This window comes from Pseudomonas sp. G11-1 (assembly GCF_024031555.1).
Classification (GTDB): domain Bacteria; phylum Pseudomonadota; class Gammaproteobacteria; order Pseudomonadales; family Pseudomonadaceae; genus Halopseudomonas; species Halopseudomonas bauzanensis.
In genome coordinates this window covers 821110-839247 of sequence record NZ_QEYQ01000002.1, presented here as the reverse complement: position 1 = coordinate 839247, position 18138 = coordinate 821110, and the positions used below count along the sequence as shown (strand labels likewise).

The window sequence follows — 18138 nt, the reverse complement described above, 5'->3', positions numbered from 1 at the left end:
TTGATGCGGAACACGCTATAAAAACAACAAGAGATCAGAACCATGCAAGCGAGTGAAGCAGTACCGCCTGTCTCCCGTTGGGAGCAGATCAAGGCTCTGGGTGTCGCCTCCCTGGGCGGCATGCTCGAATACTTCGAATTCATCATATTCGTCTTTCTGGCGTCGCAGATTGCACACCATTTCACCAGCCCCGACATGCCGGAATGGCTGCGCCTGATGCAGACCTTCGGTATCTTTGCCGCCGGCTTTTTCGTGCGTCCGGTGGGCGGCATCATCATGGCTCAGTTGGGTGATCTGATCGGCCGCAAGCGCATATTCACCCTGACCCTGGCATTGATGGCCGGGCCGACGCTGGTGATAGGTCTATTGCCCGGCTACGAGCAGATCGGCATCTGGGCGCCGGTCATTCTGCTGTTGTGTCGGTTGCTCCAAGGTGTGTCGTTGGGTGGTGAGCTGCCTGGCGCGATCAGCTTCGTGTCAGAGCAGGTCAGCGGTACTCGGCTGGTCTTTGCGATGGGTATCCTGGCGGGCAGCATCTGCCTCGGATCGCTGTCAGGGTCGGTGGTGGTCAGCAGTCTGACCAACCTGCTGGGTGCGGAAACCATGGACGAATGGGGCTGGCGCCTGCCTTTCATCATGGGTGGGATTTTCGGGGCGTTATCTGTATACCTGCGGCGCTTCACCAGTGAAACACCGGTCTTCAAGGAGCTGAAAGCGCAGCGCATGCTGTCGGAGCAGGCTCCCTTCAAGGTGGTCGTGGCCCAGCACCGGCGCAATCTGGTGTTGGCGATGGTACTGGCGGCAGCGACCACGGTGATTACTGCGTCCACCCAGCAATTTCCAATGACCTTCTTCACGTCGATCCGTGGGTTACCGCTGGAAGGAGTATCCAGTCTCGTCACGATGATGATTGCCCTGACACTGGTGGGTAATATTCTCGGTGGGCTATTGGTGATGTGGCGTGTGCTGCCTTTATTGCTGGCTTATATAGTGTTCCAGGTGGTTACGCTGATCAGCATCTTCTGGGCGTATGGCCAAACGACTCTCGAAGGTCTGGTGCTACCCTTCACGGTTCTCGGCCTCAGTGGCGGTATTGCGATGGGGCTATCGCTAACGTTTTTGGCCAGGGCGTTTCCCGCGCCGATCCGGTATACCGGGCTGGCAACCTGTTACAACATTCCCATTGCCATTTTTGGTGGGACGGCGTTGCTGGTGCTGACTTACCTGTCCAACGTATCACTGACCTACGTGCCGTTTTATCCTGCTTTTTTCTGCGTTGCCTCCATCATTGCAGTGGTCTACCTGTGGCCGCATCGGCATGCCATCAGCCCGTTCGACGAGAACGATCCGCATGCGCCTCGGGGACACAAGGCGCTGCCCCGCGGACAGATTGCGGAGGCGGGCACCTCGAGCTGAAAGTTTTGCTGCTCCATCCCCTAGGGAATGGACTTTTCAGCCGACCAGTTTCTGGTCGGCTTTTTTATTCGGTGGGGGAACGGCCTGGACTCAGGCCGTGACAGGGAGGGCGTCCTTGAGCTTGCAGGACAGATCGGTGAGGCGTGTAGGATCCAGCGGCTGCTGGCTGGCGATCAGCTGTTTGGCGCCCATGAAGTCCACTGGTGAGTTGATGCATTCGGCGGCCTGCAGTACGCCCTGGCGAAGGCGTAATACGGTGAACTTGCCGCTGGCCGGCTCGCCTCGTATCAAGGCCTGATCACATTCGAATGCCATGCCGGCGATCTGTAGCTTGAATTCGTACTGATCGGACCAGAACCATTGGACCTCCGGCTTGGGTTGCTCCTGCCCGAGCATGTGGGCCGCGGCAAGGCGCGCCTGCTCCATGGCATTGGGAACGCTCTCCACCCGGGCGATGCGGTGTCCATACAGTGGCAGCGGGCGGGCGCTGACATCGCCGATGGCGTAGATGTCCGGGTCGTTGGTCTGGCCATGCAGGTTGACCATGACGCCGTTGTCGCAGGTCAACCCGGCTTCGGCGGCCAGTTCGGTATTGGCCACCACGCCGGCGCCTACCAATACCAGGTCGCAGGCCAGGGTGTCACCGTTGCTCAGCCGGATGGCTTCAACGCGATCAGTGCCGATCAGCTCCAGCGCCTGGCTGGCCAATACGAAGCGGACGCCGCGTTGCTCGTGTTGCTGTTGGAAGAAGCGCGACAGGGGCTCACTGGCGACCCTGGCCAGCAGGTGGGGTTCACGCTCGATGACCGTTACGGAGAGACCCATACTGATCGCCGAAGCTGCCAGTTCCAGGCCGATGTAACCACCGCCGATCAGCACCGCATGTCCGCCGTGGTCGGCAAAGCGCGCGCGCAATTGCTCGGCATCCCGGGCGGTACGCAATGCCAGAACGTTATCCAGATGGATGCCATCGATGGGCAGTTCCCGCGGGCGCGCGCCGGTAGCGATCACCAGCTTGTCATAGGCGAGTTTTCGGCCATCGGTCAGTACCAGCTGCTGGCCTGCCCGGTCGATGGCCGATGCGGTGACAGCGGTGAGCAGGTCGATCTGCTGTTCCTGATAGTAGTCGGGTGTCTTCAACAGCAAGGCATCCAGCTCGGTCTTGCCCTGGATATAGGCTTTGGATAGCGGCGGGCGGTTATAGGGAGGGTAGGGCTCGTCGCCGATGAGTGTGATGGGGCCGGTATGCCCCCGTTCCCGGAGAACGCTGGCCAGGGTGCCACCGGCGTGGCCCGCCCCCAGAATGATGACTCTGGCTGAATTATTCATTGTTCTTATCCCGTTTCATATTGCTCGATGCCCATGCCGGGTGCCGTGGCTGCCCGTGCATGTACGGTTTGTCTGGCAGTTTATTTCAATTGTATAGATCAGTCCAGATTGATTCTTTTGTCAGGCTATGTCGGTTAGGGATGCAGGCTTAGGCGGTGCGTTAAAGTTTATTGGATGCCGAAGAAAAGTATTTTTTTTGGTTAATTTATTGAAATTAAATGATTTTTGTTATGTGCCGTCCTGTGGGAATGACAATCGCGGGTGGCTTTCGCTATGTGGTGGGCTTGCGTATTTTTCTTCTAAGATGTAAAACAGTCCGTACGGATTTGTTTTTGAAATACGATGACACTATAACAAGAGGTCGCAGATGTCTGACCATCACTACGAAGAAGATAAGCCTGCGTCCGGCTTCAGCTGCAATCATGGGGAGGCCTGGGACAAACTGGCGCGCAATGACTCGCGGCGGGTGCCGGCTTTCCTGTTGGAGGATAACTCGCGCTACCTGGGCTCAGAGCCGCTGTCACCGGCGCGTTATACCTCGCCTGAATTTTTCCAGTTGGAACTGGAACGGATGTGGCCCCGGGTATGGCAGTTCGCTGCGCGGGTTGAAGAGCTGCCTGACCCGGGTGACACCGTGCTGTACGAAAACGCGGGGCGTTCCTGGATCCTGGTTCGCCAGGAGGACGGTTCGGTTCGCGCTTTCCATAACGTGTGTCTGCATCGGGGCCGCAAACTGCGGACCAGCAATGGCCATGTGCAGGAGCTGCGTTGCCCGTACCACGCCTTCACCTGGAAGCTCGATGGCAGCATCCACCAGGTGCCGTGCCGCTGGGACTTTGCCCATGTGACGGATGAAGACCTGCAACTGCCCGAGGCGCAGGTAGAAGAGTGGGCCGGTTATATTTTTGTCAAGGATGCGGAGGGCGGTCCTTCGCTCGCCGAATACCTTGGCGTATTGCCCGAGCATTTCGAGCGCTGGAATCATGAGCGTCGCTACACCTCCCAGTGGGCAGCCAAGGTGGTCAAGGCCAACTGGAAAGCGGTGGCCGAAGCCTTCATGGAGGCCTTCCATGTGATCGCTACGCACCCGCAGATCATGCCCTTCACTGGTGACGCCAACAGCAAGTACAGCCTGTTCGGTGACCATGTGAACCTGGCGATCACCCCCTTTGGTGATACCTCCCCGCACCTGGCGGACAAGGAGCTGAGCCAGCAGGAAGTGATCGATGCCTTCCTCAAGTACAACGGTCGTGTGGTTCCCCAGGGCGAATCGATCAACGTCGAACAAGGGCGAACTGCACGGGAAACCATGGGTGCGTTCAATCGTGCCCGCTTCTCCAAGCTTTCCGGCCAGGATCTGGATCATGCCAGTGATGCGGAGTTGCAGGACGCGATGACTTACAACGTCTTTCCCAACTTCTCTCCCTGGGGCGGCTTCTCGCCGACGGTAGTCTATCGCTGGCGGCCATGGCCGGATCAGGACCACACCCTGATGGAGGTGCGCATTCTGGATTACGTGCCGGAAGGCCAGCCGGCGCCCCGCGCCGCTGCCATGCAGATGCTGTCGGAAGAAGAAAACTGGGCCTCGGCGCTGGGCGTGCTGGGCAGCATTCTCGACCAGGACATGGGCAATCTGCCCCATGTGCAGACCGGCATGAAGGCATCGAAGAATGGCAAGTTGCAGCTGGCCAATTATCAGGAAAGCCGTATTCGGCACTTCCATCAGACCCTCGACAAGTATCTGGAGATGCCGGAATGAGTGAAATGATGCGTTGTATTCGCCTGGACCAGTACGGTACGGCCGAGCAACTGTACCTTGGCGAGGCCCCGCGGCCGGTCGCCGGCCCCGGTGAAGTACTGATCCGGGTGCATGCCTCCGGTGTCAACCGGCCCGATGTTTCCCAGCGCGAGGGTAATTACCCACCGCCGCCAGGCGCCAGCGAGCTGCTGGGTCTGGAACTTGCCGGGGAGATAGTGGACGGAGACCTTGGCCACGCGGACAATCGCCACGGCTTCGCAGTCGGCAGCCGGGTATGTGCGCTGGTGGCCGGTGGTGGTTACGCCGAATACTGTGTCGCGCCGCTGGCGCAATGTCTGCCGGTGCCCGACAAGCTGAGCATGGCGCAGGCCGCCGCTCTGCCTGAAACCTATTTCACGGTCTGGACCAACGTGTTCGACCGCGCCCGGCTCGGGGCTGATGGCAACACCGAAACCCTGTTGGTGCACGGCGCCGCCAGCGGTATCGGGGTGGCTGCCGTCCAGATCGCCACCGCGCTGGGTCACCGGGTATTCGCCACCGCAGGTTCCGATGAGAAGTGTGATTACGCTATCAAGCTGGGCGCCGACGCGGCCATCAACTACCGCACCACGGATTTCGTGCCGGTGGTGCAGGAGCTGACCGCGGGCAAGGGCGTGGATGTGGTGCTGGATATCGTGGCGGGGGACTACATCAACCGCAATATCCAATGTCTGGCCTTTGATGGCCGGCTGTCCATGATCGCCGTGCTGGGTGGCCAGACCGCGGAAATGGACCTGCTCACCTTCCTGTTCAAGCGCCTGACCATGACCGCCTCGACCCTCCGTGCACGGCCGGTCGACTTCAAGGGGGCGATCGCTGACTCGCTGTTCGAGCGGGTCTGGCCGCTGCTGGACAGTGGCGCGCTGTGTCCGCCCGCACCTCAACAATTCGAGCCTGCCGATATCGTGCTCGCGCACCAGCAGATGGAGCGTGCGGAGCTGTTGGGCAAGGCGGTGATTCAATGGGTCTGATCGAGCCCCGCTCCTGGAGGTGAATACCTACAAACCATTGCGTGTTGCACAACAAGAAAAAACACATCGAACGAAAGAGACTGCTATGAAACTTGACAACAATAAGGCATTTCTCGCGGTACCCAGCCTGAGTGCTTTGACACTTGCGATCGCCATGACCCATGCTGCCCCGGCCTATTCCCTGGAGATCGCCGGTGGCAATGTAGAGTGGAACAACATTGTGCGCTACAACCTCGGTATGCGCATGGAAAAGCCGGACAGCGCCATTGCGACCAATCCTGGTACCGATGAGGGCACCAGTTCCTATGATCGCTACGATATCGTCACCAACCGGGTGGACTGGTACAGCGAGCTGGGCTGGGACTATCAGGGCAAATTCGGCCTGAAACTGAGCGGCGCCGCCTGGTATGACCAAGCCTTCAATGACAAGGTCGAGAACGGCCCGGGCCTGGAGGGCAGCGGCAGCTACGATAACAACCGCTTCTCCAGTACCACCAAGCGCTACCACAAGGGCGTTTCCGGGGAGCTGCTGGATGCCTACGTCTACAGCAACTTCCATTTCGGTAACACCGTCGGTGACGTGAAGATCGGTCGTCAGACCAACCTCTGGGGGGAGGCGATCATTCTGTCCACCCACAGTGTGTCCCACGCCCAGGCTCCGGTTGATGGCCTGAAGGCGGCCGTGGCACCGGGCGCCGATGCCCGCGAGGTCAGTATGCCGGTTGGCCAGGTGCACGTTAACCTGCAGCCTACCCCGAATCTGTCCCTGGCCGCCCAGTACTACTTCGAGTTCGAGCCGACTCGGCTGAGCCAGGGCGGTACCTATCTAGCCGGTTCCGACATCCTGCTGGATGGCCCGGACTCCATGAATGGCCAGTTACGCAACGCGGGTATCCGCAAGGCCAGCAATACCGGTGACTGGGGCGTGGCGGGGCGTTATTTCTTCGACTCGATCAATACCACCATGGGTGTCTATTACCGCGAATTCACCGAGCGCGCGCCCTGGGTGAGCACCGATGCTGCTGCAGGTACCTACGAATTCGTCTATCCCGAAGATGCCAAGCTGTATGGCCTGAGTTTCTCCAAGCTGGTTGGCACTACCAGTGTTGGGCTTGAGTTGGTTCGCCGTGAAGATACAGCCCTGACCGGCGGCAGAGTGCCTGCCGGCCTCGACAGTATAGCCCGTGGGGATACCTACCACGTCCTGCTAAACGGTATCAAGACGTACGGCCCCAACCAGTTCTGGTCTTCCGCTTCCCTGACCGGGGAGGTTGCCTTCAGCCATCTGGATAAGATCACGAAGAATGAAGAAAACCTGGATATCTGCGACGGCAGCGATGCCAAGCGTGGTTGCGTCACTCGCAATGTCAGCCAGGCTACCCTGCGCTTCAGTCCGCAGTGGACTGCTGTGGCAGTCGGTTGGGACGTCGGCTTCGATACCGCCATTACCTATGGCCTCCATGGCAACAGTGCGGTGTCCGGTGGTGGTAACGAAAAGGCCGGCAGCTACAGCTTTGGTCCCAAAGTGACCTACAACGCAAACCATGAGTTCAAGCTGCAATACATCGACTACCTGGCGACCAAGAAGGACAACCCGGCAGGCGGCATTCTGTACAGCAACGGCTCGCAATTGCAGGATCGCGGCTGGCTTTCCTTTACCTACACCGGACAGTTCTGATCGGAGATAACTACAATGAAAAAGACTTTACTTGCCACCTCCCTGCTACTGGCTGGTTCCCTGTTTGGCCAACTCGCTGTTGCCTATGAAGTGAGTGATCTGGGCGGCGAGCTGACGCCCTGGGGCGCCATTGCCGGTGCCAATGCCGACGGCAGCATCCCGGCCTATACCGGCGGCGTCGAGCCGCCGGCCAATTACGATCCGGCCAATCCCGGCTTTCGCCCTGATCCGTTTGCCGATGACAAGCCGGTGCTGGTCATCGATGCCAACAACTACAAGGAGCATGAAGAGCAACTGAGTGAAGCGCTGATGCTCATGTTCCAGAAGTACCCGGAGACCTTCAAGATCAACGTCTATCCGACCCGCCGTTCGGTGAGTTATCCGGATTCGTTCCTGGAAAACTCCAAGCTGAACGCCGAGCGTTGCAAGACCATCAATGGTCCGCTGGGACTGGATACCTCTAACGGCTGTGGTCAGGGAATTGCCTTCCCAGTTCCGCAAAACGGTCTGGAAGTGATGTGGAACCATGACACCTCCTACCGTGGTCTGATCGTGCTGCAGAAGAACTATGTCGGCAAGTACGCCAAGCCCAATGGCGATCTGGTGCACAGCTACACGGCCAACGCCCTGCGTTATCAGCCGTTCTACGAGCCGAATCCGACCATGTTCTATGGCTACCGCTACGAGTACACCGCGCCTTCGCGCCTGTCCGGCCAGAACACCCTGGTACTGGATATGCTGGAGAACAGTGAGCGACGTGCCCACAACTATTCGCCCGCTACCCGTCGGGTAAGACTGTCGCCCGATAGCGCCGCCGATACGCCGGTATCCCAGGTGGGTGGTGCCATGACGTTCGACGATGACATCATGTTCGCGGGCAAAAAGGACCGCTACGAATGGAATCTCATCGGCCGCAAGGAAATGTACATCCCGTTCAACAACTATCGGTATCAGTACACCGACAAGGATGATGCAGAATGCTATGGCGACGCCAAGTTCACCGCCGGCCATCCGAAGTCCGAGTGCATCCGCTGGGAGAAGCAACGCGTGTGGCACGTCCAGGCAGTGCTCAAGGATGGTCAGCGCCACGTGTACCACAAGCGTGACATGTTCATCTCCGAAGATACTTATATCGATGGCTATGCCCAGATGTACGATAGCTCCGGCAACGTCTACCGGGTGAACCTGCAGATGAATGCGCCCTTCTATGAGTCGAAGGCTGCGGGTACCGCATGGAACACTGTGATCGATCTGATCTCTGGTGTGTACACCGCACTGGGCATGGCACCGGGCGAAGGTATGGCTATCATCGATAGCATGCCGGCAACGACCTGGTCGTCAGCCACCTTGTCGCGTCGCGTCATCAACTAACCACGTGGCGGGCTTGCCTCGGCAAGTCCGCCTTTCTGGTGCGTATCATGTTTAGAAAAACCTTGGTTACCCTGGGCGCCGTGCTGGTCTCTTCCGCTACCCTGGCCGGTGTCCCGCTGCCACTGGATCGGCCTGCAGCAGAGGATCTCAATCATGCACTGACCAATCGCCTGCTTGATATCGACACGGCAGCGGACAGGCTCATTGCAGTCGGGCGGCGTGGACATATCCTGACCAGTGATGATGGCGGCCAGTCCTGGGCGCAGCAGCCCGTACCGGTGGCATCGGATCTGGTTGCCAGTCATTTTATCAATGGCCAGCTGGGTTGGGTGGTTGGCCATGATGGAGTGGTGCTGAAAACCGCCGATGGCGGCAACAGCTGGCGCAAGGTGCTGGACGGCCGTCAGGCTGCAGCGCTGATCGGCGAGTTCCGTAACAGCCATCCCGATCTCGGTGAAGAGGCGCTATTCGAATACGAACGTTTCGAAATGGAAGGCAGCGACAAACCCTTCCTGACCGTGTATTTCTCCGATGACCAGCACGGAGTGGTGCTGGGCGCATTCAACTATGCCTTCCGTACCGACGATGGCGGCGACACCTGGGTGCCATTCTCCCATCGTATCGATAACCCCATGGGCTTTCATATCTACGCGGCTTTCGAGCATCAGGGCGTGTTGCATGCCGTGGGCGAAAAGGGCCTGTTGCTGCGCTGGGATGCCGAAGCCGAGCGTCTGGTGGCGCTGGAATCACCCTATGAAGGGTCCTGGTTCGGCGCCGTGAGCCTGGGTGAGCAGATCCTGCTGTACGGCCTGCGGGGCAGTGCCTACGTCGGTTCGCCGGAGTCCGCTTGGCAGCGTGTGCAGCTTGATACCGAGGACTCCTTCAATAATGCGGTCGCGGTTTCGCCGGATGCGGCGTTGCTGGTCGGCCAGGCCGGTAAGGTGTTTCGTGTCGCACGTCAAGGCGGGAGCTTCACCTCCGAGGAGCTGTCGTCGGGCGGCATGCCCCTGTACGACGTCGAGTTGAGTGGCGACGCGCTGGTCCTGGTGGGCGCGCGCGGCGTACGTCAACTTTCACTGCAACATGACAAGTAGGCGGGCGATCATGTCAGATAGATCAAACGATTTCACCAGCCCGAGTGGCGCAGCAGTGGCAGACCAGCCGCCAGCCAACCGGTCAGAAAAGGTGGCGGCATTCATGTTTCGCCTCCGCTATCCATTCATTGTCTTGTGTGCGTTGGTGCTGGGATTCTTCTCGCTGCAGCTGGGCGGCCTGAAGATCAATGCCAGTTTTGATGAGATGATTCCCCAGAATCATCCCTACATTCAGAATTACTTCGATACCCGCCATGAAGTGGGTGGGTTGGGCAACGTCATCAGGGTCGTGGTGAAGAACCCGTCTGGTGATATCTTCGATCCGGAATTCCTCGAGATCACCCAGAAGATCAACGACACCCTGTTTCTGATGCCCGGCGTCGATCGCGCCTGGATGAAATCCATCTGGATGTCGTCGGTGCGCTGGACCGAAGTGACAGAGGAGGGTTTCCGTGGCGGTCCGGTCATGCCTCGGGATCTCGATACCGGTGAGTTGCGGCGCAATATCCGTGTGTCGGGCATCCTCGGCAGCCTGGTGGGCAACGATCTGAGCTCCATCATGTATGTGGTGCCGCTGCTGGAGAACGATCCGCATACCGGCCAGCCGATGGACTATTCGAAGCTGTCGGAAATACTCGAAAAGCAGGTGCGTGAAGAGTTTTCCCGGGACGGCAATGCGGAAATCCATATCGTCGGTTTTGCCAAGCTGGTAGGCGACCTGATCGATGGCATGAAGCAGGTCTTCCTGTTCTTCCTGTTTGCGGCCGTCATCGCCGGCGTGGTGGTGTATCTGTTCGTGCGCTGCCTGCGCAGCACCTTGTTGGTGCTTGGTTGTTCGGTGACAGCGGTCATCTGCCTGCTCGGCTCGCTCATTCTGATGGGGGAGGAGCTCAACCCCTATACGATTCTCGTGCCCTTCCTGGTGTTTGCCATTGGCGTCAGCCATGGCTCGCAGATCATGAGCGGTACCATCGCTGATGTGGGTGCAGGTTTCAGTCCCCTGTCGGCTGCCCGTAACTCCCTGGCGCGTCTGCTGATGCCGGGCATGGGGGCATTGCTGTCCGATGGCATCGGCTTCCTGGTGTTGCTGGCCATCGATATCCCGGTCATCGGTGACCTGGCACTGTGCGCCAGTATCGGGGTGTTCTTCCTGATCTTCACCAATCTGCTGCTGTTGCCGATGTTGATGTCGGTTGTGGGAGTCAGCAATAAGGCGGCCGAGCGTGCGAACCAGGCCCAGCGCCGGGCTTCCAGCAACCAGCTGGGTGCCTGGGCGGTGCTTACCCGTTTCACCTCCCGTCGCTATGCGACAGGTGCGCTGGTGGTTTCCCTGGTTCTGCTGGCGATCGGTTTCTATATCCGCCAGGACATGCAGATTGGCGATCTTGACGAGGGCGCGCCGGAACTGCGGGCCGATTCCCGTTACAACCAGGATATCGGCTTCGTCAATCGCAACTACAACCTGACCAACGATCAGTTCGTAGTGATGGTCAAGACGCCGGAACAGCAATGCTCCAGCTATCAAGCGCTGCAGGTGGTGGACAATCTGGCCTGGGAGCTGTCCAAGGTGCCCCAGGTGCAGAGCGTATCGACCCTGTCGACCAACGTGGCGTCGTTGATCGGTGGTTTGCAGGAAGCCAACCCCAAATGGAATGCCCTGCCCAATCACCAGGGGCTGCTGGAAACCGCAACCCAGTTCCTGATCACCGACTTCCCGGAAATGGTGAATACAGCGTGCAGTTTCATTCCGGTCTATGCCTATCTCACTGACCACAAGGCGGGCACGCTGGACAGCATCATCCAGGCGGTGGAGGCCTTCAAGATCGAGAACGAGACCGGCGAGGTGGAAATCCTGCTGGCCTCCGGCCCCGCGGGTATCGAGGCAGTCACCAATATCGTGGTGGAGCGCTCCAGCTTGCAGATGTTCATCTACATCTATCTGGCGGTGGCGGCGATCTGTCTGATTGTACTGCGTAGCTGGCGTGCGGTGCTGGTGGCGATTATTCCGCTGTTCATCACCTCGATCCTGGCCGAAGCGCTGATGGTGTTGCTGGGCATTGGCACCAAGGTGGCGACCCTGCCGGTGGTGGCCCTGGGTGTGGGAATCGGTGTGGATTACGCGTTATACCTTCTGGCAGTGCAACTGGTGCACATGCGCAACGGCCTGCCGCTGCGTGAGGCCTATGCGCGGGCATTGGGTGATACCGGTAAGGTAGTGGCACTGGTGGGGATCACGCTGTCGGTCGGTGTGGTGACCTGGGCCTTCTCGGCCATCAAGTTCCAGGCCGACATGGGCATACTGCTGGCCTTCATGTTCCTGTTCAACATGCTGGGTGCACTGATCATGGTGCCCACGCTGTCCTACTTCCTGATGCGCGATCCCGGCCGTGATCGGCCGGCCGGTTCCAAGCCGGATGGGCAGGACACCGCGACCCCGGAAACCGAGCCCCGTCAGACAAGCCGCAGTGCGGCCCCTGAACCGGCCCATCTATCCTGACAGGAGTGAGGAATGTCGATTTTCATGAAAGCCACCCTCAAGGTGGAGGCCTATCAGGCCAACGACGTGGTGGATGTGCTGGTCAACAAGATGGCACCCATGTTCGAGGAGTATGGCTGGAAGATGCACGGCTGCTTCGTCGAGCGCTTCGGCCCGGTGAAGCCGGCGGTGATCGTGGACCTCTGGGAAATGGAGGACATGGCCCACGTCGAGCGGGTCATGAAGGGCGATGCCTACCGTGCCGATCCACGTTATCTGGAAGCGGCGGGCGTGCTCAAACAGGCGGTACTGGAAGAGTCGCTGCAGTTTCTGGAAAAACGCGGCGGCCTGATGCCTTCCTTCTATGATTGAGGTGACCAGATGAACAATAGTATTTCTCCCGTGCAGCTGGACGACACCATTGCCTCGCTGGGTCCGGTGACCCAGCTGGCCTTCGTGCCCAGGGATTTCGACGCCTGTGTGCATTTCTGGACGCACACCATGGGCGCCGGGCCCTTCATGCTGATGGAGCATATCCAGGCGGACAGTTGCAGGTATCTCGGCCAGCCCGCCGAGATCGACATGACCGCAGCGATCGGCTACTGGGGCGACATGCAGATCGAGATCATCAAGCAGCACTGCGATAGCCCGTCCATCTACCGCGGCTGGCTCGATGAAGGCCGTGAGGGCCTGCATCACGTGCTGATCGCGGTGGATGACATGCAGCAGGCGCTGGAGGTGTGTTACCGCGCCGGTGCTCGCTTGCTGCAGGAGTCGACCTATCGCGGCGGCAGTGCGGAAGTCGCCTATCTGGATACGGGCGGTGGTCCCGGCACCATGCTGGAGCTGTGGAAGGGTGATGATCCCGGACGTGCCTTCTTCGCTTCCGTGCGCGAGATGGCTCGCACCTGGGATGGTAGCGATCCCGTCCGTCGTCGGGGCTGAGCCATGTCGGCCCTTTTGTTGTCACTGGCCTCCGGGGTGATCCCGGAGGCCTCGCCATTGGAATTGATCGATGCTGCCGCGGCGGCGGGTTATGCCGCAGTGGGCCTGTGGGTGGAGCCGGAGCGCTTTTCTCCGGACTACCTGCGACAGGTGAAATCCGCACTGCTGGAGCATGATCTGCAACTGCTGGATGCCGAAGTGGTATGGATCAAGCCGGGGGCGTTGAACCCGGCGCACTTGCATACCCTCGATATTGCTGCCGAGCTGAGCGCCGATCATGTGCTGGTGGTCAGTTCCGATCCGGATCAGCAGGCGACGATCCACAAGCTGACGCAGTTGTGCGATCACAATCGCGATCTGCGCATCGTGCTGGAGTTCGGTGCCTTTACCGAAGTGCGCAGCCTTGAACAGGCGCGCGAGATGATCAGTGCGGTCAATCGGCCCAACCTGGGCATGCTTATCGACGCGCTGCACTGGGCCCGCTCCGGCGGCACCTTGCAGCAGATCGAAAGCCTGCCGGCGCAGTGGCTCACCTATGCGCAACTCTGTGATGCCAGTGGTCCGGGGCCGGATATGGCCAACCGGGCGGACGTGCGGCTGGAAGCAGTGGACTACCGCCTGCTGCCTGGGGATGGCGATCTGCCGTTGGCGGATTGGCTGGCTGTGCTGCCGGAAGGGCTGCCGCTGAGTCTGGAAATCCGTTCCCTGAGTCTGCGTTCGGCTTATCCGGACTTTGCTCTGCGAGCGCGGGAGGTACGCCAGCGTACCCAGGCCTGGCTGGATAATACAAAAGCAGTCCAGACTGCACGTTTTTGTTGACAGGTGCAGAGGCTCCTTGTAGGTTAATGACTATTAATTTACAAGAGCGGCTATCGCCATGTCCCCATCCACCAGCACGCTCATGCTTGGCCAGAGCCCGACGCGCCGGCGCAGCGCCGAGAGCACCCGCACGCTGTTGCTGAAGGCCGCAGCGCATCTTTTTGCGCGCAAAGGCGTGGCGGGTATCACCCTGGCGGAAATCGCCGGCACGGTCGGCCTGTCCGGGCCGGCTATCTACAACCATTTTTCTTCCAAGGATGCCCTCTTCATTGCGGTGGTTCAGCAGATGTATGACGAGGAAATCCTGGCCTTCGAACAGGCACTGCAATCACTGGACTCGGTCGCCGAGGGGATGGCAGTGCTGCTTGATCTGGTGCCCACCCTGTACCGCGACGATGGCACGCTGCAGCTGCTCGGTCTGACCGCGCAGCTGGAAGCGGCGCGTAACCCATCGGTCTATCAGGTGTTGATCGATGCGTCCGTGCGTCGGGACCGGGTGGCCATCAGTCTGGTGGAGCGCGCCAAGGACAGGGGCGAACTGGCCGCCGATGTGGATGCGGCAGAAGTGGGCCCGATGCTGCTATCGCTGTTCTACGGTGCGCTGGGATACCGCTCCCTGATGGCGCCGACACCGGCGCAATTTCGCGGCAGCGTGCAGGCACTGCGATGCCTGCTGACAGTGATGCAACGATAACCTTAACCGCTGGCCCGGCGGTCGGGCCAACCTATAAAAACAAGTACCAGGAGTAGCCTCATGACTATTGAAAATAAGCTGGACAGCGCAGTACTCAAGTCCGCCAAGCGTGACGATAGTGTTGATTGGCAAGCCTTGAAGCTGGAATCCCACAGCGAGTTGCGCCGCCGGACCGTGGAGCATATCCGCAACGGCACCACGGATCTGGCGGATGGGCCCATGCTCATTGCCACCACCGCCTACACCGATGAAGCTCGCCATGAGCAAGAACGTCGCGTGCTGTTTCGCGAGCGCCCGATCCTCGCTGCCCTCACCGGTGACCTGCCCAATCCCGGCGATACCTTCCTGTTCGACGAAGTGGGCCCGCCGATCCTGCTCACCCGCAATAAGCAGGGCGAGGTGAATGCCTTCCTCAACATGTGTACCCATCGCGCGGCCAAGCTGGTTACCGAGTGTGGCAAGAAGAACCGCATGAGTTGCAAGTTCCATGGCTGGACCTTTGACCTGGACGGCAATCTCGTCGGTAGACCGGGAGAGGAGGGCTTCTGTGGCATCAACAAGGAAGATCGCAAACTGATCGCGGTGCCGGTCACTGAGTGGCATGGCCTGATCTTCGTGCGCGCCGTTCCCGGCGGTGCGCCGATCGACGTGGTGGATCACCTGGGTGAAGGTTTTGCTGCCGAGCTGGCGCACCTGGAGCTGGAAAAGGCCCGGCCCATGAAAACCTCGCGGATCAATGTCGAGGCCAACTGGAAGTACGCCATGGACACCTACGGCGAGGGCTACCACTTCGCCACGCTGCATCCCAGCAGCATTGGCGCATTGGCCATGTCCAACATCATGAGCTATATCAATCATGGTCCGCATCACCGCCTGGGGATGCCCCGGGCGGACTTTCTGGAGTGCGCTGACACCCCAGAAAGCGAGTGGCCACCCACCAGCTATGGCGGCCTGTACTACATCTTCCCGAACACGGTCATCAACTGTAACACCATGGCGAACGGCGAGCAGTTCTACGGCTTGTCGCGACTCTTTCCGCTGGATGAGGTGGATAACGCCACGTCCCTGCTGACCACCTACAAGCCGGGGCATATGGCCGAGGACGCTGATCCGAAGCTGTGGACCGATATGCATGACTTCATCCACAAGGTGGTCGAGACCGAGGACTACAGCGTGTCACGGGAAGGCCAGGCCAACATGAAGTACGCGCCGCCGGGCTTCCAACCGGTGCTCGGTGCCAATGAACTGGCCCTGCAGAACATCCACCAGCATATCCAAGCGTTGTTGGACGCGGACAGATAATCTGCGCTGCCCTTGCCGGCCACGGCAAGGGCGGGCGCTTTTCGCATTGCAGCGTATTTATCGCGCGCTATTCAATTTCCATATTGCGACAACAGACGAACTGGAATTCCATCAGTTTCAATGGTATAAAAAAGTCAGTCCGGCCCGCTTTTAAGTGGGCAAGGAAGAATTAGTCATGCTCTCGGGGAGTGGAAACATGAGTACCAGAACAAAAAAAGCAGCCGTGCGCGCTTCGGCTCAGGCCAGTGGGCTGTCCCAGGAGGCGATCGTTCGAGCCTATCGCCAGATGAAGACCATCCGCGAGTTCGAGGAGCGTCTGCACATCGAGAATGCCACCGGCGCCATTCCGGGCTTCACCCATCTGTATTCCGGTCAGGAGGCGGTTGCCGTCGGCGCCTGCGAGCATCTGACCGACAAGGACTTCATCATCAGTACTCACCGTGGGCACGGCCACTGCATTGCCAAGGGCTGCGATGTGCCGGCGATGATGAAGGAGATTTTCGGTAGCCGTGATGGCCTGAACAAGGGCAAGGGCGGCTCCATGCATATTGCTGATATCTCCAAGGGCATGCTGGGTGCCAACGGCATTGTGGGCGCCGGCCAGCCTATCGCAGTAGGTGCGGCTATCGCCTGCAAGCTGCGTGGCGAAGGTAGCGTAGCGCTGTCCTTCACGGGTGACGGCGCCTCCAACCAGGGCACGGTATTCGAAGCCATGAACATGGCGGTGGTATTGCAGGTGCCCAAGGTATTCGTCTTCGAGAATAACGGCTACAGCGAACACACCGGCGCCGACTACGGCATCGGTTGTGACGATATCGTCAAGCGTATCGAAGGTTTTGGCATTCCGGTGTTCCAGGCTGATGGTTTTGATTTCTTCTCCATCTACGAGGCGATGAGCAAGGCGCTGGAGCTGTCCCGCAGCGGCGGCGGCCCCTCGGCTATCTATTGCGAAACCATCCGCTACTTCGGTCACTTCGAGGGCGACCCGCAGAATTATCGGGCCAAGGACGAAGTGCGTCGTTATCGAGATGAGGAGGATTGCCTGCTCAAGTTCCGTAAACGCATGGAACAGACCGGTGAAGTCTCGCTGGAGACCCTCGACCAGGTCGATGCCGAGGTGCTGGCGCTGATCGAGTCGTCGGTCGTCGCGGCCAAGCAGGCGCCGCGCCCGCTCCCTGAAGACCTCCTCACCAACGTATATAACAGCTATTAAGTGAGTCCGAGTCATGCCAAGAAAAACATTTCGTGAAGCCATCAACGAAGCGCTGCATCTGGAGATGGAAAGGGATGAGACCGTACTCATCCTCGGTGAGGACGTATCCGGCGGCGCGGGCGGAACCTCCGGCCAGCGGGACGCAGCCGGCGGTGTGTTCGGCCTGACCAAGGGGCTACTGCCGCGTTTCGGTGAACACCGGGTAATCGATACGCCGATCAGCGAAGCGGCCATTATCGGTGCAGCCAACGGCGCGGCGCTGGCTGGGTATCGTCCGGTCGCCGAGATCATGTTCTCCGACTTCATCGGCGTCTGTTTCGACCAGATTCTCAACCAGGCAGCCAAGTTCCGCTATATGTTCGGTGGTGCCAAGGCGCCGCTGGTGATCCGTATGACCGTCGGTGCCGGCCGCAGCGCGGGTGCCCAGCACTCGCAGACAATCCATGGCTTGCTCAGCGCCATTCCGGGGATCAAGGTGCTGATCCCCTCCAATGCCTATGACGCAAAAGGGCTGTTGCTGCAGGCCATCCGGGATGATGATCCGGTGATCTTCCTCGAGCACAAGATGCTGTTCAACGACGCCTGTGAAGTGCCGGATGGCGACTACACCATTCCCTTCGGCGAAGGCGTGCTGGTGCGCGAAGGTGAGCATGTCACCATCGTTGCCTCAGGGCAGATGGTCAAGGTTGCGGTTGCGACTGCCGACAAGCTGGCCAAGGAAGGGATCACCTGCGATGTGATTGACCCGCGTACCACCTCACCGCTGGATGAAGAACTGATTCTGGAAAGTGTGCGCCAGACCGGTCGCCTGGTAGTGGTAGACGAGGCGCCGGTGCGTTGTGGCTTTGCCGCGGACGTAGCCCGGCTGGCCGTGGAGAAAGCGTTTTCCTCCCTGCGCGCGCCGGTGCTGCCCGTCACGCCGCCGCATACGCCAGTGCCCTTCGCGCCCGAGCTGGAACGTCTGTATCTGCCGGATGCGGCGGATGTGGAAAAAGCCGTGCGCGCCGTGCTCGCCCATTCCTGAGGTAACCC

Annotated in this window: 16 protein-coding genes; 14 read left to right on the top strand and 2 right to left on the bottom strand. The window is 59.7% G+C overall.

Annotation, left to right across the window (positions count from 1 at the left end; translation table 11 throughout):
• Positions 1–42 precede the first annotated feature (42 nt).
• Positions 43–1416, top strand: a complete 1374-nt coding sequence (locus DHB74_RS09920; protein ID WP_499161345.1) for an MFS transporter — start codon at positions 43–45, stop codon at positions 1414–1416.
• A 90-nt stretch (positions 1417–1506) separates the two neighbouring features.
• Here the strand turns inward: DHB74_RS09920 and DHB74_RS09915 are convergent, their stop codons facing one another.
• Positions 1507–2745 carry an NAD(P)/FAD-dependent oxidoreductase gene (locus DHB74_RS09915; RefSeq protein ID WP_499161344.1) on the bottom strand — a complete coding sequence of 413 codons (1239 nt, stop codon included), beginning with the start codon at positions 2743–2745 and terminating at the stop codon, positions 1507–1509.
• 367 nt (positions 2746–3112) lie between these two features.
• Here DHB74_RS09915 and DHB74_RS09910 point away from each other — a divergent pair, with 367 nt between their 5' ends.
• The 5 genes from DHB74_RS09910 to DHB74_RS09890 all read left to right on the top strand — a co-directional run bounded on the left by DHB74_RS09910 (position 3113) and on the right by DHB74_RS09890 (position 9657).
• Positions 3113–4504: an aromatic ring-hydroxylating oxygenase subunit alpha gene (locus DHB74_RS09910; protein ID WP_499161343.1), complete on the top strand. Its 1392-nt coding sequence runs from the start codon at positions 3113–3115 to the stop codon at positions 4502–4504.
• Positions 4501–5514, top strand: coding sequence for an NAD(P)H-quinone oxidoreductase (locus DHB74_RS09905; RefSeq protein ID WP_499161342.1), 1014 nt, complete (start codon positions 4501–4503; stop codon positions 5512–5514). Before DHB74_RS09910 ends, DHB74_RS09905 begins: the two co-directional genes overlap by 4 nt.
• 85 nt (positions 5515–5599) lie before the next feature.
• Positions 5600–7192, top strand: coding sequence for a DUF1302 domain-containing protein (locus DHB74_RS09900; protein ID WP_499161341.1), 1593 nt, complete (start codon positions 5600–5602; stop codon positions 7190–7192).
• 15 nt (positions 7193–7207) lie between these two features.
• Complete coding sequence (locus DHB74_RS09895; RefSeq protein ID WP_499161340.1) at positions 7208–8563, top strand: DUF1329 domain-containing protein; 1356 nt, start codon at positions 7208–7210, stop codon at positions 8561–8563.
• A 47-nt stretch (positions 8564–8610) separates the two neighbouring features.
• Positions 8611–9657: a YCF48-related protein gene (locus DHB74_RS09890; RefSeq protein ID WP_499161339.1), complete on the top strand. Its 1047-nt coding sequence runs from the start codon at positions 8611–8613 to the stop codon at positions 9655–9657.
• Here DHB74_RS09890 and DHB74_RS09885 read toward each other — a convergent pair.
• Positions 9637–9762: a hypothetical protein gene (locus DHB74_RS09885; RefSeq protein ID WP_499161338.1), complete on the bottom strand. Its 126-nt coding sequence runs from the start codon at positions 9760–9762 to the stop codon at positions 9637–9639. The two genes, DHB74_RS09890 and DHB74_RS09885, sit on opposite strands and share 21 nt — an antisense overlap.
• On the opposite strand from DHB74_RS09885, the gene DHB74_RS09880 reads away from it, so the two are divergent.
• The 8 genes from DHB74_RS09880 (at position 9761) to DHB74_RS09845 (ending at position 18130) form a co-directional block, all read left to right on the top strand.
• Positions 9761–12154: an efflux RND transporter permease subunit gene (locus DHB74_RS09880; protein ID WP_499161337.1), complete on the top strand. Its 2394-nt coding sequence runs from the start codon at positions 9761–9763 to the stop codon at positions 12152–12154. The two genes, DHB74_RS09885 and DHB74_RS09880, sit on opposite strands and share 2 nt — an antisense overlap.
• Positions 12155–12166: 12 nt before the next feature.
• Complete coding sequence (locus DHB74_RS09875; protein ID WP_499161336.1) at positions 12167–12505, top strand: hypothetical protein; 339 nt, start codon at positions 12167–12169, stop codon at positions 12503–12505.
• Positions 12506–12514: 9 nt separating this feature from the next.
• A complete protein-coding gene (locus DHB74_RS09870) occupies positions 12515–13078 on the top strand; it encodes a VOC family protein (RefSeq protein ID WP_499161335.1) in 564 nt (187 codons plus the stop codon).
• Between the two features lie 3 nt (positions 13079–13081).
• Positions 13082–13897 (top strand): sugar phosphate isomerase/epimerase family protein, encoded by an 816-nt coding sequence (locus tag DHB74_RS09865; protein ID WP_499161334.1) that lies wholly within the window; start codon positions 13082–13084, stop codon positions 13895–13897.
• A gap of 58 nt (positions 13898–13955) precedes the next feature.
• Complete coding sequence (locus DHB74_RS09860) at positions 13956–14591, top strand: TetR/AcrR family transcriptional regulator (RefSeq protein ID WP_499161333.1); 636 nt, start codon at positions 13956–13958, stop codon at positions 14589–14591.
• A gap of 60 nt (positions 14592–14651) precedes the next feature.
• A complete protein-coding gene (locus DHB74_RS09855) occupies positions 14652–15893 on the top strand; it encodes an aromatic ring-hydroxylating oxygenase subunit alpha (protein WP_499161332.1) in 1242 nt (413 codons plus the stop codon).
• 196 nt (positions 15894–16089) lie between these two features.
• Complete coding sequence (locus DHB74_RS09850; RefSeq protein WP_499161331.1) at positions 16090–17106, top strand: thiamine pyrophosphate-dependent dehydrogenase E1 component subunit alpha; 1017 nt, start codon at positions 16090–16092, stop codon at positions 17104–17106.
• Between the two features lie 13 nt (positions 17107–17119).
• The gene (locus tag DHB74_RS09845; protein ID WP_499161330.1) at positions 17120–18130 is read left to right on the top strand and encodes an alpha-ketoacid dehydrogenase subunit beta; all 1011 of its coding nucleotides are present in this window, start codon (positions 17120–17122) and stop codon (positions 18128–18130) included.
• Positions 18131–18138: the final 8 nt, after the last annotated feature.

Coding starts and splice junctions, on each gene's coding strand:
- DHB74_RS09855 (WP_499161332.1), top strand. CDS start 14,652: ATGACTATTGAAAATAAGCTGGACAGCGCAGTACTCAAGTCCGCCAAG.
- DHB74_RS09880 (WP_499161337.1), top strand. CDS start 9,761: ATGTTTCGCCTCCGCTATCCATTCATTGTCTTGTGTGCGTTGGTGCTG.
- DHB74_RS09885 (WP_499161338.1), bottom strand. CDS start 9,762: ATGAATGCCGCCACCTTTTCTGACCGGTTGGCTGGCGGCTGGTCTGCC.
- DHB74_RS09900 (WP_499161341.1), top strand. CDS start 5,600: ATGAAACTTGACAACAATAAGGCATTTCTCGCGGTACCCAGCCTGAGT.
- DHB74_RS09865 (WP_499161334.1), top strand. CDS start 13,082: ATGTCGGCCCTTTTGTTGTCACTGGCCTCCGGGGTGATCCCGGAGGCC.
- DHB74_RS09890 (WP_499161339.1), top strand. CDS start 8,611: ATGTTTAGAAAAACCTTGGTTACCCTGGGCGCCGTGCTGGTCTCTTCC.
- DHB74_RS09845 (WP_499161330.1), top strand. CDS start 17,120: ATGCCAAGAAAAACATTTCGTGAAGCCATCAACGAAGCGCTGCATCTG.
- DHB74_RS09920 (WP_499161345.1), top strand. CDS start 43: ATGCAAGCGAGTGAAGCAGTACCGCCTGTCTCCCGTTGGGAGCAGATC.
- DHB74_RS09910 (WP_499161343.1), top strand. CDS start 3,113: ATGTCTGACCATCACTACGAAGAAGATAAGCCTGCGTCCGGCTTCAGC.
- DHB74_RS09875 (WP_499161336.1), top strand. CDS start 12,167: ATGTCGATTTTCATGAAAGCCACCCTCAAGGTGGAGGCCTATCAGGCC.
- DHB74_RS09850 (WP_499161331.1), top strand. CDS start 16,090: ATGAGTACCAGAACAAAAAAAGCAGCCGTGCGCGCTTCGGCTCAGGCC.
- DHB74_RS09860 (WP_499161333.1), top strand. CDS start 13,956: ATGTCCCCATCCACCAGCACGCTCATGCTTGGCCAGAGCCCGACGCGC.
- DHB74_RS09905 (WP_499161342.1), top strand. CDS start 4,501: ATGAGTGAAATGATGCGTTGTATTCGCCTGGACCAGTACGGTACGGCC.
- DHB74_RS09895 (WP_499161340.1), top strand. CDS start 7,208: ATGAAAAAGACTTTACTTGCCACCTCCCTGCTACTGGCTGGTTCCCTG.
- DHB74_RS09915 (WP_499161344.1), bottom strand. CDS start 2,745: ATGAATAATTCAGCCAGAGTCATCATTCTGGGGGCGGGCCACGCCGGT.
- DHB74_RS09870 (WP_499161335.1), top strand. CDS start 12,515: ATGAACAATAGTATTTCTCCCGTGCAGCTGGACGACACCATTGCCTCG.